Source organism: Enterobacter sp. kpr-6 (assembly GCF_900116015.1).
Classification (GTDB): Bacteria; Pseudomonadota; Gammaproteobacteria; order Enterobacterales; family Enterobacteriaceae; genus Enterobacter_D.
Window position 1 is genome coordinate 889,490 of the sequence record NZ_FOYH01000001.1, and the last position, 24,229, is coordinate 913,718.

At 55.6% G+C, this 24,229-nt stretch carries 22 protein-coding genes; 18 read left to right on the forward strand and 4 right to left on the reverse strand.

The genetic code is table 11. From position 1 onward, the window contains the following. Nucleotides 1-2: 2 nt before the first annotated feature. The 9 genes from BM373_RS04225 (at nucleotide 3) to BM373_RS04265 (ending at nucleotide 9,651) form a co-directional block, all read left to right on the forward strand. Nucleotides 3-884 carry a carbohydrate ABC transporter permease gene (locus BM373_RS04225; RefSeq protein WP_090459774.1) on the forward strand — a complete coding sequence of 294 codons (882 nt, stop codon included), beginning with the start codon at nucleotides 3-5 and terminating at the stop codon, nucleotides 882-884. Beyond that, a complete protein-coding gene (locus BM373_RS04230) occupies nucleotides 871-1,716 on the forward strand; it encodes a carbohydrate ABC transporter permease (protein WP_090459776.1) in 846 nt (281 codons plus the stop codon). Before BM373_RS04225 ends, BM373_RS04230 begins: the two co-directional genes overlap by 14 nt. 31 nt (nucleotides 1,717-1,747) lie before the next feature. Then, nucleotides 1,748-2,797: a D-guloside 3-dehydrogenase gene (locus BM373_RS04235; protein ID WP_090459778.1), complete on the forward strand. Its 1,050-nt coding sequence runs from the start codon at nucleotides 1,748-1,750 to the stop codon at nucleotides 2,795-2,797. Between the two features lie 20 nt (nucleotides 2,798-2,817). Then, nucleotides 2,818-3,606: a 3-dehydro-D-guloside 4-epimerase gene (locus BM373_RS04240; protein ID WP_090459780.1), complete on the forward strand. Its 789-nt coding sequence runs from the start codon at nucleotides 2,818-2,820 to the stop codon at nucleotides 3,604-3,606. A 14-nt stretch (nucleotides 3,607-3,620) separates the two neighbouring features. Beyond that, the gene (locus BM373_RS04245; RefSeq protein ID WP_090459782.1) at nucleotides 3,621-4,664 is read left to right on the forward strand and encodes a D-glucoside 3-dehydrogenase; all 1,044 of its coding nucleotides are present in this window, start codon (nucleotides 3,621-3,623) and stop codon (nucleotides 4,662-4,664) included. Continuing rightward, a complete protein-coding gene (locus BM373_RS04250) occupies nucleotides 4,658-6,913 on the forward strand; it encodes a glycoside hydrolase family 65 protein (protein ID WP_090459785.1) in 2,256 nt (751 codons plus the stop codon). The genes BM373_RS04245 and BM373_RS04250 overlap by 7 nt, the downstream gene beginning before the upstream one ends. Beyond that, a complete protein-coding gene (gene pgmB, locus BM373_RS04255; RefSeq protein WP_090459787.1) occupies nucleotides 6,910-7,584 on the forward strand; it encodes a beta-phosphoglucomutase in 675 nt (224 codons plus the stop codon). The genes BM373_RS04250 and pgmB overlap by 4 nt, the downstream gene beginning before the upstream one ends. A 15-nt stretch (nucleotides 7,585-7,599) precedes the next feature. After that, nucleotides 7,600-8,679, forward strand: coding sequence for an ABC transporter ATP-binding protein (locus BM373_RS04260; protein WP_090459789.1), 1,080 nt, complete (start codon nucleotides 7,600-7,602; stop codon nucleotides 8,677-8,679). A gap of 69 nt (nucleotides 8,680-8,748) precedes the next feature. Further along, the gene (locus BM373_RS04265) at nucleotides 8,749-9,651 is read left to right on the forward strand and encodes an OmpG family monomeric porin (protein WP_090459791.1); all 903 of its coding nucleotides are present in this window, start codon (nucleotides 8,749-8,751) and stop codon (nucleotides 9,649-9,651) included. Nucleotides 9,652-9,692: 41 nt separating this feature from the next. On the opposite strand, the gene BM373_RS04270 is transcribed toward BM373_RS04265, so the two are convergent. Continuing rightward, a complete protein-coding gene (locus tag BM373_RS04270; RefSeq protein ID WP_090459793.1) occupies nucleotides 9,693-10,691 on the reverse strand; it encodes a LacI family DNA-binding transcriptional regulator in 999 nt (332 codons plus the stop codon). A 177-nt stretch (nucleotides 10,692-10,868) separates the two neighbouring features. On the opposite strand from BM373_RS04270, the gene BM373_RS04275 reads away from it, so the two are divergent. From BM373_RS04275 to tyrR, 3 genes are all read left to right on the forward strand, one after another. Next, nucleotides 10,869-12,266 carry a YcjX family GTP-binding protein gene (locus BM373_RS04275; protein WP_090459796.1) on the forward strand — a complete coding sequence of 466 codons (1,398 nt, stop codon included), beginning with the start codon at nucleotides 10,869-10,871 and terminating at the stop codon, nucleotides 12,264-12,266. Continuing rightward, on the forward strand, nucleotides 12,263-13,318 hold the full coding sequence (locus BM373_RS04280) for a YcjF family protein (protein ID WP_090459798.1): 1,056 nt from the start codon (nucleotides 12,263-12,265) through the stop codon (nucleotides 13,316-13,318). The genes BM373_RS04275 and BM373_RS04280 overlap by 4 nt, the downstream gene beginning before the upstream one ends. A 156-nt stretch (nucleotides 13,319-13,474) precedes the next feature. Further along, a complete protein-coding gene (gene tyrR, locus BM373_RS04285; protein WP_090459801.1) occupies nucleotides 13,475-15,016 on the forward strand; it encodes a transcriptional regulator TyrR in 1,542 nt (513 codons plus the stop codon). Between the two features lie 65 nt (nucleotides 15,017-15,081). On the opposite strand, the gene tpx is transcribed toward tyrR, so the two are convergent. Continuing rightward, complete coding sequence (gene tpx / locus BM373_RS04290) at nucleotides 15,082-15,588, reverse strand: thiol peroxidase (RefSeq protein WP_090459803.1); 507 nt, start codon at nucleotides 15,586-15,588, stop codon at nucleotides 15,082-15,084. Between the two features lie 117 nt (nucleotides 15,589-15,705). Here tpx and ycjG point away from each other — a divergent pair, with 117 nt between their 5' ends. After that, nucleotides 15,706-16,671, forward strand: a complete 966-nt coding sequence (gene ycjG, locus BM373_RS04295; RefSeq protein ID WP_090459805.1) for an L-Ala-D/L-Glu epimerase — start codon at nucleotides 15,706-15,708, stop codon at nucleotides 16,669-16,671. On the opposite strand, the gene mpaA is transcribed toward ycjG, so the two are convergent. After that, entirely contained in the window at nucleotides 16,662-17,375 is a 714-nt protein-coding gene (gene mpaA, locus BM373_RS04300) for a murein tripeptide amidase MpaA (RefSeq protein ID WP_090459807.1), read from the reverse strand. The genes ycjG and mpaA overlap by 10 nt on opposite strands. A gap of 161 nt (nucleotides 17,376-17,536) precedes the next feature. Between mpaA and BM373_RS04305 the strand changes: the two genes are divergently transcribed. Beyond that, nucleotides 17,537-19,153 (forward strand): peptide ABC transporter substrate-binding protein, encoded by a 1,617-nt coding sequence (locus BM373_RS04305; RefSeq protein ID WP_090459808.1) that lies wholly within the window; start codon nucleotides 17,537-17,539, stop codon nucleotides 19,151-19,153. 398 nt (nucleotides 19,154-19,551) lie between these two features. Continuing rightward, complete coding sequence (locus BM373_RS04310) at nucleotides 19,552-20,718, forward strand: methyl-accepting chemotaxis protein (protein ID WP_090459810.1); 1,167 nt, start codon at nucleotides 19,552-19,554, stop codon at nucleotides 20,716-20,718. Between the two features lie 112 nt (nucleotides 20,719-20,830). Here the strand turns inward: BM373_RS04310 and BM373_RS04315 are convergent, their stop codons facing one another. Further along, entirely contained in the window at nucleotides 20,831-21,100 is a 270-nt protein-coding gene (locus BM373_RS04315) for a YceK/YidQ family lipoprotein (protein ID WP_090459812.1), read from the reverse strand. 256 nt (nucleotides 21,101-21,356) lie between these two features. On the opposite strand from BM373_RS04315, the gene zntB reads away from it, so the two are divergent. The 3 genes from zntB (at nucleotide 21,357) to dbpA (ending at nucleotide 24,203) form a co-directional block, all read left to right on the forward strand. Beyond that, on the forward strand, nucleotides 21,357-22,340 hold the full coding sequence (zntB, locus tag BM373_RS04320; RefSeq protein ID WP_090459814.1) for a zinc transporter ZntB: 984 nt from the start codon (nucleotides 21,357-21,359) through the stop codon (nucleotides 22,338-22,340). Between the two features lie 276 nt (nucleotides 22,341-22,616). Continuing rightward, nucleotides 22,617-22,766: a proline-rich small protein YnaL gene (locus BM373_RS21565; protein WP_177220107.1), complete on the forward strand. Its 150-nt coding sequence runs from the start codon at nucleotides 22,617-22,619 to the stop codon at nucleotides 22,764-22,766. A 63-nt stretch (nucleotides 22,767-22,829) separates the two neighbouring features. After that, complete coding sequence (gene dbpA, locus BM373_RS04325) at nucleotides 22,830-24,203, forward strand: ATP-dependent RNA helicase DbpA (protein WP_090459816.1); 1,374 nt, start codon at nucleotides 22,830-22,832, stop codon at nucleotides 24,201-24,203. The last annotated feature ends 26 nt before the right edge of the window (nucleotides 24,204-24,229 follow it).

Sequence of the window (24,229 nt, forward strand, 5' to 3'; positions counted from 1 at the left end):
CTATGAAGAAGTGGTTCTCTGGCCGCTCCGACATGCCGTTCGCCATGATGCTACTTGCCCCCAGCCTGGTATTGCTGGGGGGGTTAGTGGCCTGGCCGATGTTGTCGAACATTGAAATCAGTTTTCTGCGTTTACCGCTTAATCCGAATATCAGCGCACGCTTTATCGGACTGGAAAACTACATCAGCATTCTGACCGATGCCGAATTCTGGCATTCGTTATGGACAACCTTCTGGTACACCACGCTGGTGGTACTGGGCAGCACCGGGCTGGGCCTTGGCGTGGCGCTGTTTTTCAACCGGGAATTTCGCCTGCGTAAGACGGCCCGTTCGCTGGTCATTCTCTCTTACGTGACGCCGTCCATCTCGCTGGTGTTTGCCTGGAAATACATGTTCAACAGCGGCTACGGCATCGTGAATTTCCTCGGCGTTGACGTGCTGCACCTGTTTGAAGAAGCACCGCTGTGGTTTGACAACCCCGGCAGCAGCTTTTTCCTCGTGGTGCTGTTCGCCATCTGGCGTTACTTCCCGTATGCGTTCATCTCGTTCCTGGCGATTTTGCAGACCATCGATAAATCGCTGTATGAAGCGGCGGAAATGGACGGCGCTAATGCCTGGCAACGTTTTCGCATCGTGACGCTGCCCGCGATCATGCCGGTGCTGGCGACGGTCGTGACGCTGCGTGCCATCTGGATGTTCTACATGTTTGCCGATGTCTGGCTGCTGACCACCAAAGTCAACATCCTCGGCGTGTATCTCTACAAAACGGCGTTCGCGTTTAACGATCTGGGCAAAGCGGCGGCTATTTCCGTGGTGCTGTTCATCATCATTTTCGCGGTCATCCTGATAACCAGAAACCGGGTGAATCTCAATGGCAACAAATAAGCGCAAAGTGCTGGGGCGCGTGGGTTTCTACGCCGGTCTGGTGCTGTTTTTAGTGGTGACGTTATTTCCGTTCTTCGTGATGCTGATGACGTCGTTTAAAAGCCCGAAAGAGGCGATCTCGCTCCATCCGACTATTTTCCCGCAGTCGTGGACGCTGGAACATTACCTGGACATTTTTAACCCGGTCATCTTCCCGTTCATGACCTACTTCAAAAACAGTCTGGTGGTGGCGTTAACCGCCTCGGCCATCGCAGTGTTCATTGGCATTCTGGGCGCGTATGCCCTGTCCAAACTGCGCTTTAAAGGCCGGATGACCATCAACGCCAGTTTTTACGCGGTGTATATGTTCTCGGGCATTTTGCTGGTGGTGCCGCTGTTCAAAATCATCACCGCGCTTGGCATTTATGACACCGAAATGGCGCTGATCATCACCATGGTGACCCAGACGCTGCCGACCGCCGTATTCATGCTGAAAAGCTACTTCGACACCATCCCGGATGAGATCGAAGAAGCGGCCATGATGGACGGTCTTAACCGGCTACAAATCATTTTTTACATCACCGTGCCGCTGGCGATTTCGGGGCTGGTTTCCGTATTCGTCTACTGCTTCATGGTGGCGTGGAATGACTATCTGTTTGCCTCCATTTTCCTCTCCAGTTCGGCGAACTTCACGCTGCCAGTGGGCTTAAGCACCCTGTTCAGCACGCCGGATTATGTCTGGGGACGAATGATGGCTGCTTCACTGGTCACAGCGCTGCCGGTCGTCGTGATGTACGCACTGTCTGAACGTTTTATCAAAAGTGGATTAACAGCTGGCGGCGTTAAAGGTTAAGCCGTCAATTAATGGAGTGATGGAGTCACAAATGAAAAAGTTAGTTGCAACAGCCCCGCGCGTAGCCGCTCTGGTTGACTACGAAGATCGCCCGGTTCAGGCCAATGAAGTCAAAATCAAAGTCGCCTTCGGCGCGCCGAAACACGGCACCGAAGTGGTGGACTTCCGCGCGGCCAGCCCGTTCATTGACGAAGAGTTTTCCGCAGAGTGGAACCTGTTTGTGCCGCGTGCCGAAGGTGCCGCTCGCGGGATCGAGTTCGGCAAGTTCCAGCTGGGCAACATGGTGGTCGGTGAGATCGTAGAAATGGGTGACAGTGTCACCGATTATCAGATCGGCGATCAGGTCTGCACCTACGGCCCGCTGTCAGAAACGGTGATCGTTAACGCCGTTAACAACTACAAACTGCGCAAAATGCCAGCCGGTGCAAGCTGGAAAAACGCGGTGTGCTACGACCCGGCGCAGTTTGCCATGAGCGGCGTACGTGACGGTAACGTGCGCGTCGGTGACGTGGTGGTTATTGTTGGCCTGGGCGCAATCGGTCAGATTGCCGTTCAACTGGCGAAAAAAGCGGGCGCTTCCCTGGTTATCGGCGTGGACCCAATCGCTCACCGCTGCGACATCGCCAAACGCCACGGGGCAGACGTCTGCATGAACCCAATCGGCACTGACGTGGGCCTGGAAATCAAAAAGCTGACCAACAAACTGGGTGCCGATGTGATCATCGAAACCAGCGGTCACAGCGACGCATTGCAGGCGGCGCTGCGCGGTCTGGCTTACGGCGGCACCATCTCTTTTGTCGCTTTCGCCAAACCGTTCAACAACTTCAACCTGGGCCGCGAAGCGCATTTCAACAACGCGAAAATCGTCTTCTCCCGTGCGTCCAGCGAACCGAACCCGGAATACCCGCGCTGGAACCGCAAGCGCATCGAAGAGACCTGCTGGGAATTACTGATGAACGGCTATCTCAACTGCGAAGATCTGATCGACCCGGTGGTTACCTTCCACGACAGCGCTGACAGCTACATGAAGTATGTCGATCAGCAGCCGGACCTGAGCATCAAAATGGGCGTTACTTTTTAACTGAAATGGATTTTAGCCACATGAAAATCGGAACACAGAACCAGGCATTTTTCCCGACCGACATCCTGGAAAAATTTAAATACATCAAAGCGATGGGTTTTGACGGCTTTGAAATCGACGGCAAACTGCTGGTAGAAAACGTGGACGCAGTAAAAGCGGCCATCGCGGAAACGGGCCTGCCTGTGACCACCGCCTGCGGCGGCTACGATGGCTGGATCGGTGACTTCCTCGAAGTTCGCCGTAAAAACGGTCTGATCCAAATCGCCCGCATTCTCGAAGCGCTGGCGGAAGTGGGCGGCAAAGGCATCGTAGTCCCGGCCGCATGGGGCATGTTTACTTTCCGTCTGCCGCCGATGACCTCACCGCGCAGCCTGGAAGACGACCGTAAAGCGGTCAGCGATTCCCTGCGTCAACTCGACGAGGTGGCGGGGCGTACCGGCACCACCGTGTTCCTTGAGCCGCTGAACCGCTACCAGGATCACATGATCAACACCCTGGCTGAAGCCCGCGCCTATATCGTGGATAACAAGCTCAAACACACCAAAATCATCGGTGATTTCTATCACATGAACATCGAAGAGGACGATATCAGCGCCGCGTTCCACGCCAACCGCGATCTGCTGGGCCACGTCCACATCGCTGACAACCACCGCTACCAGCCGGGCAGCGGCAGCATCGATTTCAAACGCCATTTCGACCAGCTTCGCGCCGACGGCTATGACGGTTACATCGTCTATGAAGGCCGTATCCGCGCTGAAGATCCGGCGGCGGCTTATCAGCAATCCCTGCAATTTTTGCGTACCTGCTGAGGGGCGACTGCGAGATGAGTGAGAAACTCAAGGTTGCCATCGTTGGTGCGGGGCAGGTGGCGGAGAAAGTTCACGCCGCGTATTACCTGACCCGCCCCGATCTGGAACTGGTCGCGGTCGTTGATACCACAGCCGAGCGGGCGAATGATTTCGCCGCCCGGCTGGGCATCCCGCACGCTTTTGCGGATGCGCAGGCCATGTATCAACAGTGCCAGCCGGATATCGTCAGCGTCTGTTCGCCGAACCGCTTTCACCATCAGAACGTTCTCCAGGCGCTGGCGAACGGCTGCCATGTGATGTGCGAAAAGCCACCCGCCATGACGCCTGAGCAGGCGGCAGAAATGCGCGATGCCGCGCGGCGGGCGGGGAAAGTGCTGGCGTATGACTTCCATCATCGCTTTGCGCTGGATACGCAACTGCTGCGCGAGCAGGTGATAGCGGGCACGCTGGGTGAAATCTACGTCACCAACGCGAAAGCGCTGCGTCGCTGCGGCGTGCCGGGCTGGGGCGTGTTCACCAACAAAGAGCTACAGGGCGGCGGGCCGTTAATCGACATCGGTATTCACATGCTGGATGCCGCGATGTACGTGCTGGGCTTTCCGGCGGTACGTCGCGTGACGGCGCATACCTTCCAGAAACTGGGAACGCGCAAGCACAGCGGGCAGTTTGGTGAATGGGATCCGAAAACCTACACGGTTGAGGATGCGGTATTCGCCACCCTTGAGTTTCACAACGGCGGCATTCTGCGTCTCGAAACCTCGTTTGCACTGAATATCGTGCCGCAGTCGGTGATGAGCGTGGAATTCTGCGGTGACAACGCCGGGGCATCGCTGTTCCCGGCGCATATTTATCAGGATGAAGGCGGCGAGCTGGTCACGCTGATGCAGCGTGAAAAAGCAGACGACAACCGGCATTTCAACAGCATGAAAGCCTTTGTCGATCATGTGCAGGGTGCCCCGGTCAGCATCGCAGATGCGGAGCAGGGATACCTGATCCAGCAGCTTGTTGCGGCTATTTATCAGGCGGCAGAACAGGGAACGAGTGTCGACATATGTTAAATCTGACATCACTGGAAGAATCATCCTTCAGCCCGCATACGCTGGACAAATTTGCCACCCTGATGGCGGCGGGCAACGGCTTTCTCGGCGTGCGCGCCAGCCACGAAGAACCCTATACCGGCCAGACCCGTGGCATGTATATGGCCGGGCTGTACCATCGTGCCGGGCAGGGCGAAACCACGGAACTGATCAATTTGCCGGATGTGCAGCACATGCACATTGAGCTGGACGGGGAGATTTTCTCCCTGCTGGCAGGCCGCGTGGAGACGTACCACCGCGAACTGGATTTTGCCTGCGGTGAGTTGCGCAGAACGGTGGTCTGGGTGGCACCGAACGGTCGCCGCTACCGGATCGCCTGCCAGCGCTTTTTGAGCATGGCGCAGTTCTCACTGCTCTGCTCCCGCGTGGTTATCACGCCGCTGGACGAAGACGCCCGCGTGTCGATCGCCACCGGCATCGACGCCACGCAGACCAACAGCGGTCGCCAGCACCTGGACGAAATCAGCGTTCGCGTGTTCGACCAGCGTTATTTGCAGGGCGGCTATCGCACCCAGGACGGCCAGGACGAGGTGATCATCACCAGCCACTGCGCTGTGCCAGCGGGCGCGGGCAGCCGCTTTTTTGCTAAAAACCGCCGCCTCAGCCAGCACATCAGTGCGGATGTGCGTTGCGGCGACGCGTTTGAAATCGTGAAAACAAGCTGGATCGCCTGCTCGCGCGACGGTGCAACCCCTGAATCGGCGCTGGCCTCGCTAACTGCCTGTGCAGAGCAACCTTATGACGCCTTGCTCGCAGAATCAGCGCAGGCGTGGGCGCGTCGCTGGCAGCACAGCCGGGTGCAGGTCGGGAGCCAGAACCCGGAAGATCAACGGGCGCTGGACTTCGCGCTGTATCACCTTTTTGCCATGACGCCGACCCACAGCGAGCGGTGCAGCATCGCGGCGAAAGGCTTAACCGGCGAAGGCTACAAGGGCCATATTTTCTGGGATACCGAAGTCTTTTTGCTGCCGTTCTTCCAGATGACGCAGCCGGACGTGGCGCGCCAGTTGCTGAGTTACCGCTGGCATAATCTTCCGGGCGCTCAGGCGAAGGCGCAACGTAACGGCTATGAGGGCGCGCTGTTCCCGTGGGAAAGCGCATGGAGCGGCGAGGAAGAAACACCGGAGTTTGCCGCCATCAACATCCGCACCGGACTGCGGCAAAAAGTCGCCTCGGCGCTGGCGGAACATCACCTGGTCGCTGACATCGCCTGGGCGGTGGACGCCTGGTACCAGACCACCCGCGACGACGACTTTATGCGTAAGCAGGGATTAGCGCTGCTGATGGAAAGCGCGCGTTTCTGGATAAGCCGCGCGGTTGAGGTGAACGGTCAGCTTGAACTGCACGATGTGATCGGCCCGGATGAATACACCGAGCACGTCAATAACAACGCGTACACCAACTATTTAGCCCATCACAACGTGGCGCGGGCGCTGCATTTTCATCAGCATTTTGACTCCCCGGACGCGGCGTTCATCGCCCGCGCGGAGAATTTCCTGGCGCGTCTGACTTTGCCGCAGGCCGATGAAAACGGGCTGATCGCGCAGGACGATTCGTTCTTCAGCAAGCCGACTATCGATCTTACTCGCTACAAGGCGCAGCAGGGCACGCAGGCGATTTTGCTGGATTACTCCCGCGCTGAAGTCAATGAGATGCAGATCCTCAAGCAGGCCGATGTGGTGATGCTCAACTATCTGCTGCCGTCGCGCTTCACGCCGTCGCAACTGGCCGCCAACCTGGACTACTACGAACCGCGCACCATTCACGATTCGTCGCTCAGCAAGGCCATTCACGGCATCGTCGCTGCCCGCTGTCAGCGCCCGGAACAGGCGTACCGCTTCTGGCAGGAAGCCTGCCTGATCGACTTAGGGCCGGAGCCGCACAGTTGCGATGACGGTATCCACGCGGCGGCGACCGGCGCGATCTGGCTGGGCGCGGTGCAGGGCTTTGCGGGCCTCACCGTTCGCGAAGGCGAGCTGCATCTTAATCCGTGTCTGCCTGCTGAGTGGCACTCCATTACCGTGCCGTTTTGCTGGCAGGGTGAGCACGTGGAACTGACGATCACCCGGCAGGAGGTGTCGCTTTCAGCCCGCTTAACGCTTTGGATCGGCGCGCAAAAAGTCACCGTTGAGCCGGGGCAGATTTTACCGCTGGCGGCATTTATTGGGTCTGTTACCGGGAGCGGTACCACGCAGGAGGCAAACGTATGAAACCCCAGGCCGTGATTTTCGATCTTGATGGTGTCGTCACCGATACCGCGCATTTGCACTTCCTCGCATGGCAGCGCATCGCCCGCGACATCGGCATCGACATTGACGAGAAGATCAACGAACAGCTTAAAGGCATCAGCAGGAGCGAGTCGCTGCGGCGTATTCTCGCCCACGGCAGGGCAGAAGCGCGCGTGGATGAGGCGCAGCGTCTGCAACTCTGCGAGCGCAAAAATGCGCTTTACGTGGAATCACTCGCTCAGCTCAACCCCGATTCCATTTTACCGGGGATTGCCGGCTTGCTGACCGCGCTGCGCGCGCAGGGCATCCGCACTGGTCTGGCGTCGGTGTCGCTCAATGCACCGCGCATTCTGGCGGCGCTTAACCTTACCGCGCAGTTTGATTTTTGCGCCGATGCCGCAAAGGTGGCGCGCTCCAAACCCGATCCGGCGATTTTTATTGCCGCCTGTGAGGGGCTGGGCGTGAAACCTGAGCAGTGCATCGGTATTGAAGACGCGCAGGCGGGTATTGACGCGATCAATGCCTGCGGCATGGCGTCCGTTGGCATTGGTGAGCAGCTTTCCGGCGCAGATCTGCGCCTGGCGTCAACTGCCGACCTGAGCTGGGCGCGTCTGGAAACATTCTGGTTAACACATCACAGCGTGGCTGTGTGAAAAAGGGACTGATCGATGGCACAACTTTCGCTTAAACACATTCAAAAGATCTACAACAACCAGGTTCACGTGGTGAAGGACTTCAACCTGGAGATTGAAGATAAAGAATTTATTGTCTTCGTCGGACCGTCGGGCTGCGGTAAATCCACCACCCTGCGAATGATTGCCGGGCTGGAAGAGATCAGCGGCGGCGAGCTACTGATCGACGGCGTATGCATGAACGATGTGCCCGCCAAATCGCGCGGTATCGCCATGGTGTTCCAGAACTATGCGCTCTATCCGCACATGTCGGTGTACGACAACATGGCGTTCGGCCTGAAGATGCAGAAGATGGACGCCGCGATTATCGACGAGCGCGTGCAGTGGGCGGCGCAGATCCTGGGGCTGAAAAACTATCTCGACCGACGCCCGGCGGCGTTGTCCGGCGGTCAGCGTCAGCGTGTGGCACTGGGGCGCGCCATCGTGCGTGAAGCGGGCGTCTTTTTAATGGATGAACCGCTTTCCAACCTCGATGCCAAACTGCGTGTGCAGATGCGTGCGGAAATCAGCCGCCTGCATCAGAAGCTCAACACCACGATGATCTACGTGACGCACGATCAGACCGAAGCCATGACCATGGCGACGCGCATCGTGATCATGAAAGACGGTGTGATCCAGCAGGTCGGCGCACCGAAAACGGTTTATAACCAACCGGCAAATATGTTTGTCGCCGGGTTTATCGGTTCTCCGGCGATGAACTTTATTCGCGGTACGCTGGACGCCGGGTATTTTGTAACGGAAACCCTGAAATTACCCATTCCGGAAAAAATACTCTGCCGCGAAACGCTGGACGCGTATCAACATAAACCTGTGGTGCTGGGCATTCGCCCGGAAGATATTCATCCGGTCACAGAACCGGAAGGTATTGCCGCACAAATTAGCGTGGCAGAATTAACCGGGGCGGAATTTATGCTCTATGCCACCGTGGGCGGTCACGAATTAACGTTGCGCGCTGGCGCTGATGCAGATTATTGCGCCGCACAGCATATTAATATTCAGTTCGATATGCAGAAGAGTCATTTCTTTGACAGCGAAAGCGAAATCGCCCTGAAATAATTATTCTTTTTTGCGTGTCAGGAATTTCCCTGACACGTTTTATCACTGTAGTTCTACAAGGATATTCTCATGAAGAAGGTACTGCCGTGCCTGTTGCTGTGCAGCGCTGCTGCGGGCGTTCAGGCTGAAGAAAATAACTGGCATTATAATATCGGCGCAATGTATGAAATTGAAAACGTCGAGGGGCAGGGCGAAGATAAAGACGGTTTATATGAACCTTCCGTCTATTTCAATGCCTCGTATGGTGCATGGCGAATTGCCATGACCATGTATCAGGAGGGGCCAGCGGATTATAGTAACTTTACCCGTGGTGGTTATTTCAATCGCCCGGAACTGGACATTCATTACCAGTTTGTCGAAAGCGATGATTTTTCATTTGGCGTGACCGGCGGCGTGCGTAATTACGGCTTCCATTTCAAAGACGCCGAAGGTGCTAATGCCGGAACCGCGAATACCCAGCGTTATAAAATTATGCCGGACTGGGATCTGAAACTGTCCGACCAACTCCGTTTCGGCGGCTGGCTAGCACTGTACCGCTTCGATCAGGATTTAGATCAAACCGGTTATTCCGACAGCCGTGTTGAAACAGAAACCGGGGTGACCTGGAAATTCAACGATACCGTCTCGCTTAAAGCGAACTACTATTTAGAACGTGGCTTTAACGAAGTGACGGATTCCAATAACGGTGAATTCTCGACCCAGGAAATGCGTATTTATCTGCCGATCTCCCTTGGCAGCACAACGCTGATGCCGTACACCCGCCTCGGTCTGGATCGCTGGACCAACTGGGACTGGTCTGAAGATATTACCCGCGAAGAGCATAGCTATAACCGTATCGGTTTATTCTATGGCTATGATTTCAATAATGGTCTGTCGATGTCTCTGGAATATGCTTACGAGTGGCAGGATCATAACGAAGGATCCGACGATCGTTTCCATTACGCCGGTGTCGGTGTGAATTACAGCTTCTGATGAACAAACGGGTGGCGACAAATGTGCCACCCGTAGTTTATTTACTGGGACGCCAGCGTGGTGGCAACCCGCGTGCGTGCGGGAACGGCGTTACCCGCAATTTTGCTGAATAATAACGCGCTGCCCAGGGTGCCTAATTCATGAATGGGTACTTCAATGCGTACCGGCGGCGGCGATAATAAAAAGCTCAGCATATCGTTACTGTAGCCGACCAAAGTAAGCTCTTCGCCAATCACGATGCCTTTTTCATGGGCGATGCGGTACAGACTCATTAATTTCAGGCTGTCGGTGGCAAAAATCGCATCAGGCCGCGACTCGCCGCTCAGTAACTTTTCTGCGGCCGCCAGCGCCGATTCATTGGTATAACCGCCATCCACCACCCAGGAATTTTGCACAGTAATATCATGTGCGGCGAGGCACTGTTTAAAACCCGCCAGGCGATCGACAGAAACGTGATAATCCAGCGGCGCATGCAGGCAGCCAATTCGACGGCGGCCCTGATTAATGAGCGTTTCAGTTAACATGATGCTGTCATGGTAATTATCCGTATCGACGGAGCAGACGTTGTTAAATTCCCCCTCGACTTTGCCAATCACCACCACAGGAATGGAATAGCTGTCCAGCGCTTCAAAAAAAGATTCGTCGGTGGGCGAGCTGAGCATAATAATGCCCTTGATCATCTTCTGCTTAATTTTGGATATGCACTTTTGCAGATCGTCTTCGCTATTTTTTGAGGTCTGCAATACCACGTCGAACCCTTCCAGTTCGGCGCGGGCGGTAATGGCATGAAGCACTTCCGAGAAAAAAGGATTACCGGCGGTGGTTTTGGTTGAGCGGGTGGATATAACCATGATCGCATCAAAACCATTAGAGGTCAGCGCACGCGCCAGTTTATTTGGCTGGTATTTTAACGCGTCGATCGCTTCTAATACCCGCACCCGCGCTTCGGGTGAAATATTGGTCTGGTTATTTAATACGCGTGACACCGTTGATTTTGAAACCCCGGCAACACGGGCAATATCATAAATAGTAGGGGACATGGCGGAGCCGGTCCTGTTCTGTGCCAAAAGAGGTAACATATTACTCAACCACTTACAGGCTGTCTATTCACCATCCATACTGTAAAAAGCCTGTAAAACAGGGGCGAAGGATTTGATTCCTGCGGCATTACCCCCATTAACTATTCACTATGTTTATACACGCCCAGGCAGGATGCGATGAACAGAATAAAAAATGAATTCAGTGCGCTGGTCAATCGCGGGATGGACCGACACCTGCGGCTGGCGGTGACGGGCCTGAGCCGCAGCGGTAAGACGGCGTTTATCACCTCGTTGGTTAATCAGTTGCTGAACGTGCACAACGGCTCACGACTACCGCTGTTTAGCGTGGTGCGTGAAGAGCGCCTTCTGGGTGTGAAGCGCGTGCCGCAGCGTGATTTCGGCATTCCGCGTTTTACCTATGATGAAGGGATCGCCAAACTTTACGGCACGCCCCCGGACTGGCCGACGCCAACGCGCGGCGTCAGCGAAATCCGTCTTGCGCTGCGTTACCGCTCCAGTGAGTCGCTGCTGCGCCATTTCAAAGACACGTCCACGCTTTATCTGGAAATCGTCGATTACCCCGGTGAATGGCTGCTGGATCTCCCCATGCTGGCGCAGGATTACCTGACCTGGTCGCGTCAGATGACGGGGCTGTTGCAGGGCGACCGGAAAATCTGGGCAACCCGCTGGCAGGAGTTGTGTGACGGCCTTGATCCGCTGGCACCGGCTGATGAGAACCGGCTTGCTGAGATTGCGGATGCCTGGACGGACTATCTGCACCAGTGCAAACGGCAGGGGCTGCATTTTATTCAGCCGGGGCGTTTCGTGCTGCCCGGTGATATGGCGGGCGCGCCCGCGCTGCAATTCTTCCCCTGGCCGGACGTTGACGCCATCGGTGAGGCGAAGCTGGCGCAGGCGGATAAAAGTACCAACGCCGGGATGCTGCGCGAGCGCTTTAACTATTACTGCGAAAAAGTGGTGAAGGGATTCTATAAAAATCACTTCCTGCGCTTTGACCGCCAGATCGTGCTGGTGGACTGTCTGCAACCGCTGAACAGCGGGCCGCAGGCGTTCAACGATATGCGGCTGGCGCTCACGCAACTGATGCAGAGTTTTCACTACGGTCAGCGCACGCTGTTCCGCCGCCTGTTTTCCCCGGTGATCGACAAGCTGCTGTTTGCCGCCACCAAAGCCGATCACGTGACGGTCGATCAGCACGCCAATATGGTGTCGTTGCTGCAGCAGTTGATCCAGGACGCCTGGCAAAATGCCGCTTTTGAAGGCATCAGCATGGATTGCCTGGGGCTTGCCGCTGTGCAGGCGACCCAGAGCGGGCTGGTTGATGTTAACGGTGAAAAGATCCCGGCGCTGCGCGGGCATCGCGAGAGCGATGGCGCACCGCTGACTGTTTATCCCGGCGAAGTGCCGCCCCGCCTGCCGGGCCAGGCGTTCTGGGAGAAGCAGGGCTTTCAGTTTGAGGCGTTTCGCCCGCAGGTGCTGGATGTGGACAGCCCGCTGCCGCATATCCGTCTTGATGCCGCGCTGGAGTTTTTAACAGGAGATAAATTGCGATGAACGAACCGCTGAAACCGCGCATTGATTTTGCCGGGCCGCTGGAGGCGGATAAAACCGAAACGTTCAAATCGGCGCAGATGTTTGATGGCCCGCAGGCGGATAAATTCGCCCCGACAAAGGTGGATGAAACGCTGATTGATGATGAGCAACCGGAAGCGGTGATCGAGGCGGCATTGCGTCCGAAGCGCAGCCTGTGGCGCAAAATGGTGATGACCGGGCTGGCGCTGTTTGGGGCAAGCGTGGTCGGACAGGGAGTGCAATGGACGATGCACGCCTGGCAGACCCAGGACTGGGTGGCGCTCGGCGGTTGTGCGGCGGGAGCGCTGATTATCGGTGCGGGCGTTGGATCGGTGGCGACAGAATGGCGTCGCCTGTGGCGTTTACGCCAGCGCGCGGAGGAGCGTGATGAAGCCCGCGATCTGCTGCACAGCCACGGTACCGGCAAGGGGCGCGCGTTTTGCGAGAAGCTGGCGCAGCAGGCGGGTATCGATCAGGCGCATCCCGCGCTGCAACGCTGGTACGCGGCGATCCATGAGACGCAAAGCGACCGGGAAATTGTCACGCTGTACGCCCATCTGGTGCAGCCCGTGCTGGACGCCCAGGCGCGGCGCGAGATCAGCCGTTCTGCCGCCGAATCGACGCTGATGATTGCCGTCAGCCCGCTGGCTGTGGTGGATATGGCGTTTATCGCCTGGCGCAACCTGCGCCTCATCAATCGCATCGCCCGGCTGTACGGCATTGATCTGGGGTATTACAGCCGGCTGCGGCTGTTTCGCCTGGTCTTACTGAATATCGCCTTTGCCGGGGCCAGCGAACTGGTGCGTGAAGTGGGCATGGACTGGGTATCGCAGGATCTGGCGGCACGCCTTTCCGCCCGCGCCGCGCAGGGTATCGGCGCGGGCCTGCTCACGGCGCGTCTGGGTATTAAAGCGATGGAGTTATGCCGACCGCTGCCGTGGATCGACGACGACAAACCCCGGCTGGGGGATTTCCGCCGCCAGCTCATCGGTCAGTTGAAAGAGACGTTGCAAAAGAGCAAGCCGACCGCCTGATGTCAGTGCCCGGATTTCGGGCACTGAACGTATAACTTTACAGCAGGGCGGCGTAATTTCCGCCATACTGTCAATATTTATTGACAGCTCTCTTCCTGCCGCTGAATAAGTGGCATATCATTCCGCGATACGTTGACTGACAGGGTGAAGATTCCCATGCGTCTTGAAGTTTTTTGTGAAGACCGTCTTGGTCTGACCCGCGAGTTACTCGATTTACTGGTGCTGCGCGGCATTGATTTACGCGGCATTGAAATTGACCCGATTGGCCGGATTTACCTGAACTTTGCCGAGCTGGAGTTCCAGCATTTCAGCAGCCTGATGGCGGAAATCCGCCGCATCCCCAATGTGACGGACGTGCGTACCGTGTTATGGATGCCGTCAGAGCGTGAACATCTCGCGCTGAGCGCCATTCTGGAAGCGCTGCCGGAACCGGTACTGTCGCTGGATATGAAATGCAAACCCGATCTGGCGAACCCGGCCAGTTGCCAGCTTTTTGGCCTTAGCCAGAACAAATTGCGCAATGTCACCGTGCTTCAGTTGATCCCCGGCTTCAATTTCCAGCGCTGGCTGGATGGCAATCCGCAGGCGTCGCATAACGAACACGTGGTGATTAACGGGCAGGATTTCCTGATGGAGATCACCCCGGTGCATCTGGAAGGCGAGGGTGGTCATCCGGTACTCACGGGCGCAGTGGTGATGCTGCGCTCAACCGCACGCATGGGTCGCCAGCTACAAAATCTTTCCAGCCAGGACGTGAGCGCGTTCAGTCAGATTGTGGCCGTCAGCCCGAAAATGCGTCATGTGGTGGAGCAGGCGTGCAAGCTGGCGATGCTGACCGCGCCGCTGTTGATCGTCGGCGATACCGGCACCGGTAAAGATTTGCTGGCCCACGCCTGTCATCTCGCCAGCCCGCGCGCCGCGAAGCCGTACCTGGCGCTGAACTGCGCCTCTATTCCTGAAGATGCCGTGGAAAGCGAGCTTTTCGGTCATGCGCCGGAAGGCAAGAAAGGCTTTTTCGAGCAGGCCAACGGCGGTTCGGTGCTGCTGGATGAAATCGGTGAAATGTCGCCGCGTATGCAGGTCAAACTGCTGCGTTTTCTGAACGACGGCACCTTCCGCCGGGTGGGGGAAGATCACGAGGTGCATGTCGATGTGCGGGTGATTTGCGCCACGCAGAAAAACCTGGTTGAGCTGGTGCAAAAGGGCGAGTTCCGGGAAGATCTCTATTATCGCCTGAACGTGCTGACGCTGAATCTGCCGCCGCTACGCGATCGCACGCAGGACATCATGCCGTTAACGGAACTGTTTGTTGCCCGCTTCGCCGATGAGCAGGGCGTACCGCGGCCGAAACTGGCCGCCGATCTTAACACCGTGCTGACGCGCTACACCTGGCCGGGTAACGTGCGCCAGTTGAAAAACGCGGTGTATCGCGCGCTCACGCAGCTTGAAGGCTATGAGTTACGTCCGCAGGATATTCTGCTGCCGGACTACGATGTCAGCACCGTGGCGGTGGGCGAAGAAGCGATGGAAGGGTCGCTGGACGATATCACCAGCCGGTTTGAACGCTCGGTGTTAACACAGCTTTACCGCAGCTATCCCAGCACGCGTAAACTGGCGAAACGACTCGGCGTATCGCACACGGCGATTGCGAATAAATTGCGTGAATATGGTTTGAGCCAGAAGAAGGGCGACGAGTAAACGGTTGTGCCGGGTGGCGTGTTGCAGGCCCGGCAAGCCTGAGCCGCCGGGCAATCAAACGGTTCTTACGCTTTCAGTGCAGACAGCGCGGCGTCATAATCCGGCTCGTTGGTGATTTCATTCACCAGCTGGCTGAATACCACTTTGTCATTTTCATCAATCACGATCACCGCACGGGCCGCCAGGCCTTTCAGTGCGCCTTCATTGATGCCGATCCCGTAGTTTTCCAGAAACTCAGCGTTACGCAGCGTTGACAGCGTGATCACGTTGCTCAGACCTTCTGCGCCGCAGAAACGGGAGTGCGCGAACGGCAGGTCAGCGGAGATGCACAGAACAACCGTGTCTTTCATCTCAGTCGCCAGCTGGTTGAATTTACGCACGGATGCCGCGCAAACGCCGGTATCAATGCTCGGGAATACGTTCAGCACTTTACGCTTGCCCGCAAACTGGCTCAGCGTGACGTCGGTTAAATCTTTAGCCACCAGCGTGAAGGCAGGCGCGTTGCTGCCAGCCTGTGGAATGGTACCTGCAACTGCAACCGGATTACCCTGGAAATGAACGAGTTGTGACATGAATATCTTCCTGTTTACAAATAGTTAACGTCGCGGCTAGTTTACGGGATCATTCTCAGAGACGGCAAATCTATTTTCATCGCTATAATCAGGTGAATTCCATCAAAGGAGCACGGGATGAGAGCCGTTAAGGTCTATGAAGAAACCTGGCCGTTACATACGCCGTTTGTGATTTCACGCGGCAGCCGTAACGAGGCGCGGGTGGTGGTAGTGGAACTGGAAGAAAATGGCGTTAAAGCGGTGGGTGAATGCACGCCTTATCCTCGATATGGCGAAAGCGCGGCCTCGGTAATTGCCCAAATCATGACCATCGCACCGCAACTGGAGAGCGGATTAAGCCGTCAGGAATTGCAGACACTGTTACCGGCAGGCGCGGCGCGAAATGCGGTGGACAGTGCGCTGTGGGATCTGGAATCCCGCGTCGCCGGATCGTCGCTGACCGATTATCTCAGTACCGTGCTGCCAAAAAGCGTGACCACCGCGCAAACGGTTGTGATTGGCACCCCGGACCAGATGGCGGCCAGCGCCTCGGCGCTGTGGGCGAATGGCGCGCGTCTGCTGAAAGTGAAACTCGACGATCATCTGATCACTGAACGGCTGGTGGCCGTGCGAACCGCCGTGCCTGACGCCACATTGATTGTCGATGCCAATGAATCCTGGCATAGCGAAGGGCTGGCGGCACGCTGTCAGTTGCTGGCAGATCTCGGCGTGGCGATGCTGGAGCAGCCGCTTGCCGCTGCAGAAGATGCGGCACTGGCCAACTTTATCCACCCGCTGCCGATTTGCGCCGACGAAAGCTGCCATACACGCACATCGCTTGAGGCCTTACAGGGGCGCTATGAGATGATCAACATCAAGCTCGATAAAGCAGGTGGCCTGACCGAAGCGCTGGCGCTGGCAAAAGCCGCGCAATCGCAGGGACTGGGCCTGATGCTGGGCTGCATGTTGTGCACCTCACGCGCCATCAGCGCCGCGTTACCGCTGGTGGATTACGTCCGCTTTTCCGATCTGGATGGTCCCACCTGGCTGGCGGTAGACGTTGAGCCTGCACTGCGCTTTACCACCGGCGAGCTTCATCTGTGAGACGTCCAGCGAAGTAGTCCCATCATCGCATGCAGATATTTCTCGCTCGCTTCGTCGTTGGACACGGGCGGGAATTCTGCGGTGATGCACGGCAAACCAATATCCGCACACCAGCTACCAAACGAACCGGGCGTCTCATAGCCGACGCTGGTGACATGCGGCAGCGCAAAACCCTGTGCCAGCCACGCACCCAGCTCGCTTTGCCGGGGATCTTCTATACAGGCTAACGGATCGTGAAATGACACTACCCACGCCGGATGGATGCGGTGAATCAACTGGCACAGCGCCTGGGTTTCGGGCTCTGAGCCGGGCGTCTCGCCGGTTAACAACACCACATCGCGATCTTCGGCGGCGCTGTTCCAGCGGTAAACCGTCTCGCCCGCCTGCCAGTTGGCAGCCGGAAAATTACGGTTGAGATCGACACCGTTGGCATTGGCGCGTAACCCTAACTGGCAGCCATCCGGGTTAACGGCCAGCACCACGTGGTGATGGCGCAAATCCGGGCTGAGCGTGCGTAATGCGCAGGAAAGCGTCACCATTGCGGCGTTTTCATCACCGTGCGTACCGGCAATGATCAGACCGCTATCGTCCAGCGCCTGGGGTGCCGGGAACCAGAGCAGCGGCGCGCCAAGCACGGAGCGGCCATAATGTTCCGTACCGGGTGGAAATGCGCCCCGTTCAGCGCGCGGGCGTAATTGAGACATAGTTATTCTTAATGTGGCGGATGATGAATGAAAGTGTTGAGCAAAACCCACGGCTTTTCAAATTGTTATTTTATTCGGTGATTCGTTTGCTTTCCCATTAGTTAAAACAAATAATTACCTCATCTTTTGCCTGCTGGCATTCATTGTTTTGAGGGGATCTCATGAAGCATTCCGTTTCGTTAATCTGCTTTGCGCTCGGGCTTAGCGGCCTTTCTGCTGTTTCTTTTGCCGCCGACGTGCCTGCCGGTACTCAGCTTGCGAAAAAACAGGAGCTGGTTCGTCATATTAAAGATGAGCCTGCATCGCTGGATCCGGCCAAAGCAGTGGGGCTGCCGGAAATTCAGGTGATCCGCGATCTGTTTGAAGGGCTGGTCAACCAGAATGAGAAGGGCGAACTGGTGCCCGGCGTGGCGACCAAATGGCAGAGCAACGACAACCGCATCTGGACGTTTACCTTGCGCAATGACGCCAAATGGTCAGATGGCACCCCGGTCACCGCACAGGATTTTGTCTATAGCTGGCAGCGGCTGGTCGATCCGAAAACCACCTCACCGTTCGCGTGGTTTGCCGCGCTTGCCGGGATCGGCAATGCACAGAATATTATTGATGGCAAAGCCACACCCGATAAACTTGGCGTGAGTGCCATCGACGCGCATACGCTGCGTGTGCAACTGGATAATCCATTGCCGTGGTTTGCGAATCTGGCGGCCAGTTTTGCCTTTTATCCGGTGCAAAAAGGCAATGCCGAAACCGGGTCGGACTGGACGAAGCCGGGCAATTTGATCGGCAATGGCGCGTATGTACTTAAAGAGCGCGTGGTGAATGAAAAACTGGTGGTCACGCCGAATCCCCATTACTGGGACAACGCGAAAACAGTGGTGCAAAAAGTCACTTTTGTGCCGATCAATCAGGAAAGCGCCGCCACCAAACGCTATCTGGCTGACGACATCGACATTACCGAATCCTTCCCGAAAAACCTCTACCAGAAATTAATGAAAGATATTCCGGGCCAGGTTTACACGCCGCCTCAACTGGGCACCTATTACTATGCGTTCAACACGCAAAAGGGACCGACGGCAGATGCGCGCGTGCGCCTGGCGTTAAGCCTCTCTATCGACAGGCGCTTGATGGCCGAGAAAGTGCTCGGTACGGGCGAGAAACCGGCATGGCGTTTTACGCCTGATGTGACCGCAGGTTTTAAAGCGCAACCGTTGCAACAAGAGCAGATGAGCCAGGCGGAACTCAACGAGCAGGCGAGAATGTTTTTGCAGGCCGCCGGATACGGTCCGCAGCGTCCGCTTAAGCTGACGTTGCTGTATAACACCTCGGAAACGCACCAAAAGATTGCTATCGCTGTGGCGTCAATGTGGAAGAAAAATCTCGGCGTGGACGTGAAACTGCAAAACCAGGAGTGGAAAACCTATATCGACAGCCGCAACAGCGGCAACTTCGATGTGATCCGCGCCTCGTGGGTCGGGGATTACAACGAACCGTCAACCTTCCTGTCGTTGCTGACCTCCACCCACAGCGGCAACATTTCACGCTTTAACGATCCGGCTTACGATAAAGTCATCAGCCAGGCCTCCCTTGAAACCACCGCGGAAGCCCGCAATGCTGATTACAATACCGCCGAAAAAATGATCGCTGAAAAAGCGCCGATTGCACCTATTTACCAGTACAGCAACGGGCGTTTAATTAAGCCGTGGCTGAAAGGGTATCCCATTAATAACCCTGAAGATGTGGCGTACAGCCGCACAATGTATATTTTGCAGCATTAATTAGCGGCTAGCCGCTTTGTTCCTGACTGGCGCAGCATTATGCGCCAGTTGCTTTCGTTTTACGCAAATCAACTGGTATATTTTTAAGCAGTGGTTAACTTTAAATCTTAAATAAATGAAACCAGTTAAGTCATGCTAAACTCTATTTTAGGCCAGCGCCAATGTGCATAAAATAGCGCTTTTTTATATGATATATTTTAGTGCGTTTTTGCCTTTTTAGACTGAAACTCTTCTCTTTTACACTGCTAAAAGCGCGCTTCCCGGTTTTATTATTCCCCCTAAGCTAAATTCCCCCACGTTAAATGTGAACATTTCAGGTATTAAAAAGAGGCGTGTAAAAGTGTATCTGGAATGCTATAAAACTATTAACCCCTCTTAAGTAATTAGCAGGTTGATCTATGCTTAGACACATTAGTGTTCGCACCTTCATAATGTTATTTCTGCTGGGTTCATTCGTGTTAACCGATATAATCGTGATCGCGCTCTCAAAAGACGCCACATTAATCATCACGCTGAACACGATCTGGGCAGTTACATTGTGTTTATTATGGCTTTATATGACGGCTTATTTGGTGTCACCCATTAATATCGTTAAAAAAAGTATTGATGAGGTCACCAACGGTAATTTATCCATTACTATTCCGGAGTTTGGTAATAACTGCGCGGGACGTCTCATCCCTGGCATCAACAGCCTTTCCTCGAATATTGCCACCCTGGTGCGCGAGATCCGCTCGTCTTCGCAGACGGCGATGGATCTTTCCGGGCAGCTTCATGCGCGTAGCGCCGAGCTGTCGGTGAAAACAGAGGAGCAGTCTGCCGCGCTCATCCAGACGGCCTCCAGCATGGAAGAGATGGCCGCCAGCACCAAAAATAACGCTGAGAATACGCAACTTGCCACGCTCAGAGCCAATGAAGCGAGCGACAGCGCGCGTAAAGGCGGGAAACTGATGGAGCAGGTGGCGACAAATATGCAGTCGATTACCGATTGCGCCCATCAGATGAATGAAATTATCGGTATGATCGACGGTATCGCTTTCCAGACCAATATTCTGGCGCTGAATGCGGCGGTTGAGGCCGCGCGGGCCGGGGATCACGGCAAAGGTTTCTCGGTGGTGGCAGGGGAAGTCAGAAGCCTGGCGCATCGCAGTGCGGAAGCCGCGAAAAGCATCAAATCACTGATCGAAGTGACGGCGCAGAACGTCGACCAGGGCGCGAACGTGGTCGATCAGGCCGGGAAGAATATGCAGGAAATCGTCGCCGGTGCGGGGCAGGTGAGCAGTCTGATGGATGAAATTTCCGTCTCCACGCTGCAACAGGAGAAGGGCATTGCCCAGATAACCCTGGCGCTGTCGGAGCTGGAAAAGGTCACCCAGAGCAACGTGACCATGGTGGAAGAATTGTCGGGTTCCTCCGATGTGCTTAAACGCCAGGTGCTTGAATTACAGGACAGAACGCGTAACTTCCGCCTGGAAGATGCGCCGCAAATAGCGTCATCTGCGCCGGTTCCTGTACCGCTGGCGGTTAACCCGCTACTGCCGACAAAAGGATACCGCCACTCTTTTTAAGGCAGGCGCTGTAACGACATCCACTACTACTGGTTCCATGCACCTGCTGTCCGTTAAATCGCCATGCCGCTCCGTTTAATCGGACGGCATGGCGGGTTATTTCTTCTACCTGTTATTCCGGCGCATTAATGCTGTAAATAATGGCATCAGCCGGTAATAAAACGGTATCCAGAACAAAAGAGAAGGGTAAATCAATAATAAGAAGGGGATTTACTGAAGAAGATGAAGATGTGCTGCCGTGATTGCTTAATTGATCTGCTGACGATCGGACGCCGGGATATACATAATATTTATCATATTCTCCTGCCCGCGTAATGACACTACTACATCCGGTTGCAGAGAGTGTCAGAAGAAAAATCCCTGCCCATTTATATCGTTTCATGAATGTTCCCTTTAAATTTATTCCTTATAATTTTTACTATCCGGCACACGCACCCCGCTTCAACAAAATTACTTCTGCTGCCAGTCCGGTTCTTTGCTGAATATTAACCTTATTTTTTGTGTGCCTAAATGCAATGTAATTACTTTCAGAGAAAATATAAACAGCAACTTAAAAAACGGGACGGTCGTTTTTCTCATTGCTTCGCCAGGGCAGATGGCTAGACTTGTGGGATCACGCTGCTGAATCTGGAGGTGCTGTGGAGGCAATTAAAGGATCTGACGTTAACGTACCGGATGCGGTATTTGCATGGCTGCTGGATGGCAAGGGCGGCGTAAAGCCGTTGAGTAATGACGATGTTATCGATGCGCAACATCCCTGCTGGCTACACCTTAATTATACCCAGCCGGAGAGCGCCGACTGGCTGGCCTCAACGCCGCTGCTGCCGAATAACATCCGTGACGCGCTGGCAGGGGAGAGTCTGCGCCCTCGCGTTACCCGTTTTGGTGAAGGTACGCTTATTACCCTGCGCTGCATTAATGGCAGCACCGACGAACGCCCCGACCAACTGGTGGCGATGCGTTTATATATGGATGAGCGGCTGATTGTCTCCACGCGGCAACGTAAAGTGCTGGCGCTGGACGACGTGGTGAAAGATTTGCAGGAAGGGACCGGGCCGACGGACGGTGGCGGCTGGCTGGTGGATATCTGCGATGCGCTAACCGATCATGCGAGTGAATTTATTGAAGTGTTGCATGACAAGATTATCGATCTGGAAGATAACCTGCTCGATCAGCAAATTCCGCCGCGCGGTGCGCTGGCGCTATTGCGTAAGCAATTGATTGTCATGCGGCGCTATATGACGCCACAGCGGGATGTGTTTGCGCGCCTCGCCAGCGAGCGTTTCCCGTGGATGAATGACGATCAGCGCAGGCGAATGCAGGATATCGCTGACCGACTGGGGCGCGGGCTGGATGAAATCGATGCCTGCATTTCACGCACCGCCGTTCTCACCGATGAGATCACCCAGGTGATGCAGGAGTCGTTGTCGCGCAGAACTTATACGATGTCGTTGATGGCGATGGTTTTTTTGCCCAGCACGTTCCTCACCGGATTGTTTGGCGTCAACCTGGGTGGCATTCCCGGCGGTGGCTGGCATTTTGGCTTCTCGCTGTTTTGCATCATGTTGGTGGTCTTGATCGGCGGTGTTACCTGGTGGTTACATCGCAGTAAATGGTTGTAAATTTTCGCTTTTTTAACAAAAAATGAACATAAAACCGCCATCTAAATTGAGCAAAATCAATAAAAAGCCGCGCTTTTCAGGGCATTATCTTTCTCGCAGGTGAATGCAACGTCAAGCGATGGGCGTTGCGCTCCATATTGTCTTACTTCCTTTTTTGAATTACTGCATAGCACAATTGATTCGTACGACGCCGACTTAGAATAGTCGGCTTTTTTTTTGCCTCTGCGCCACCAGCTTCTACCCTTAAGGTGTTGCACATCCACTGTGGAGGTAAACATGTCTGGTTCTACACTGCTTGATCCTGTCGATTCGTATGCATCCGATCCGGTGCCCATCGATCCTGTACCGGTACCGGAGCCAATCCCTCGCCCACAACCGCAGCCCGATCCGCCGCCGGATGAAGTCCCGATTAAATTGTCGCGTTAAGAAGGCAGATCTGAGAGGATACGCGCCTGCTGAACGTAAGCCTTTTTATCGCGAGAATATACAGTGACCGCCTTTTCAACTTTGAATGCTCTGCCCGAAGCCCAGATCGAGAACCTTAACGAACTGGGCTACCTCACCATGACCCCCGTTCAGGCCGCAGCGCTTCCTGCGATCCTTGCCGGTAAAGATGTGCGCGTGCAGGCGAAAACCGGTAGCGGTAAAACGGCGGCGTTTGGCCTGGGGCTGCTGCAACACATTGATGCCAGCCGTTTTCAGACGCAGTCTTTAATTTTATGCCCGACGCGCGAACTGGCCGATCAGGTCGCCAGTGAACTACGCCGTCTGGCGCGCTTTATGCCAAATATCAAAGTGCTGACGCTTTGCGGCGGGCAGCCTTTCGGCGCGCAGCGCGATTCCCTGCAGCACGCGCCGCATATCATTGTTGCCACGCCGGGGCGTCTGCTCGATCACCTGCAAAAAAACACCGTTACGCTCGAAAACCTGCAAACGCTGGTCATGGATGAAGCTGACCGGATGCTGGACATGGGCTTTAGCGACGCGATTGACGAGGTGATCCGCTTCGCGCCTTCGACCCGTCAGACGCTGCTGTTTTCCGCCACCTGGCCCGAAGCGATTGCGGCTATCAGCGGTCGCGTGCAGCGCAACCCGGAAACTATCGAAATCGATACCGTCGATGCGCTCCCGGCGGTGGAACAACAATTTTTTGAAGTCTCGCGCCACGGCAAAATCAGCCTGCTGCAAAAACTGCTCAGCGAGCACCGCCCGGCCTCCTGCGTGGTGTTCTGCAACACCAAAAAAGATTGCCAGGAAGTGTGTGATGCGCTGAACGAAGCCGGGCAGGATGCACTTGCGCTGCACGGCGATTTAGAGCAGCGCGACCGCGATCAGACGCTGGTGCGTTTTGCCAACGGCAGCGCCCGCGTGCTGGTTGCTACCGATGTCGCCGCGCGCGGGCTGGATATCAAATCCCTTGAGCTTGTCGTGAACTACGAACTGGCCTGGGACCCGGAAGTGCATGTGCACCGCATTGGCCGCACGGCTCGGGCGGGTAACAGCGGGCTGGCCATCAGCCTATGCGCGCCGGAAGAAGCGCAGCGTGCGAATATCCTGACTGAAATGCTGCAACTTAAGCTGAACTGGCTTACTCCGCCGGCGAATGTAAAAGTAGTGCCGCTGGAAGCGGAGATGGCGACGCTGTGCATCGATGGCGGCAAGAAAGCCAAAATGCGCGCGGGCGACGTGCTGGGTGCGCTGACCGGGGATATGGGGCTGAATGGTGCCGACATCGGTAAAATCACGGTTCATCCGGCGCACGTTTATGTGGCTGTGCGTCAGGGCGTGGCGCGTCAGGCGTGGAAGCAACTGCAAAGCGGGAAAATCAAAGGCAAGGCCTGCCGGGTTCGTCTGCTGAAGTAAGTCATAACGCCTCTCTGACCGTGCAG

Excerpts from the sequence above, each read along its gene's own strand:
- BM373_RS04225 (WP_090459774.1), top strand. The coding sequence starts at position 3 with ATGAAGAAGTGGTTCTCTGGCCGCTCCGACATGCCGTTCGCCATGATG.
- BM373_RS04230 (WP_090459776.1), top strand. The coding sequence starts at position 871 with ATGGCAACAAATAAGCGCAAAGTGCTGGGGCGCGTGGGTTTCTACGCC.
- BM373_RS04235 (WP_090459778.1), top strand. The coding sequence starts at position 1,748 with ATGAAAAAGTTAGTTGCAACAGCCCCGCGCGTAGCCGCTCTGGTTGAC.
- BM373_RS04240 (WP_090459780.1), top strand. The coding sequence starts at position 2,818 with ATGAAAATCGGAACACAGAACCAGGCATTTTTCCCGACCGACATCCTG.
- BM373_RS04245 (WP_090459782.1), top strand. The coding sequence starts at position 3,621 with ATGAGTGAGAAACTCAAGGTTGCCATCGTTGGTGCGGGGCAGGTGGCG.
- BM373_RS04250 (WP_090459785.1), top strand. The coding sequence starts at position 4,658 with ATGTTAAATCTGACATCACTGGAAGAATCATCCTTCAGCCCGCATACG.
- pgmB (WP_090459787.1), top strand. The coding sequence starts at position 6,910 with ATGAAACCCCAGGCCGTGATTTTCGATCTTGATGGTGTCGTCACCGAT.
- BM373_RS04260 (WP_090459789.1), top strand. The coding sequence starts at position 7,600 with ATGGCACAACTTTCGCTTAAACACATTCAAAAGATCTACAACAACCAG.
- BM373_RS04265 (WP_090459791.1), top strand. The coding sequence starts at position 8,749 with ATGAAGAAGGTACTGCCGTGCCTGTTGCTGTGCAGCGCTGCTGCGGGC.
- BM373_RS04270 (WP_090459793.1), bottom strand. The coding sequence starts at position 10,691 with ATGTCCCCTACTATTTATGATATTGCCCGTGTTGCCGGGGTTTCAAAA.
- BM373_RS04275 (WP_090459796.1), top strand. The coding sequence starts at position 10,869 with ATGAACAGAATAAAAAATGAATTCAGTGCGCTGGTCAATCGCGGGATG.
- BM373_RS04280 (WP_090459798.1), top strand. The coding sequence starts at position 12,263 with ATGAACGAACCGCTGAAACCGCGCATTGATTTTGCCGGGCCGCTGGAG.
- tyrR (WP_090459801.1), top strand. The coding sequence starts at position 13,475 with ATGCGTCTTGAAGTTTTTTGTGAAGACCGTCTTGGTCTGACCCGCGAG.
- tpx (WP_090459803.1), bottom strand. The coding sequence starts at position 15,588 with ATGTCACAACTCGTTCATTTCCAGGGTAATCCGGTTGCAGTTGCAGGT.
- ycjG (WP_090459805.1), top strand. The coding sequence starts at position 15,706 with ATGAGAGCCGTTAAGGTCTATGAAGAAACCTGGCCGTTACATACGCCG.
- mpaA (WP_090459807.1), bottom strand. The coding sequence starts at position 17,375 with ATGTCTCAATTACGCCCGCGCGCTGAACGGGGCGCATTTCCACCCGGT.
- BM373_RS04305 (WP_090459808.1), top strand. The coding sequence starts at position 17,537 with ATGAAGCATTCCGTTTCGTTAATCTGCTTTGCGCTCGGGCTTAGCGGC.
- BM373_RS04310 (WP_090459810.1), top strand. The coding sequence starts at position 19,552 with ATGCTTAGACACATTAGTGTTCGCACCTTCATAATGTTATTTCTGCTG.
- BM373_RS04315 (WP_090459812.1), bottom strand. The coding sequence starts at position 21,100 with ATGAAACGATATAAATGGGCAGGGATTTTTCTTCTGACACTCTCTGCA.
- BM373_RS21565 (WP_177220107.1), top strand. The coding sequence starts at position 22,617 with ATGTCTGGTTCTACACTGCTTGATCCTGTCGATTCGTATGCATCCGAT.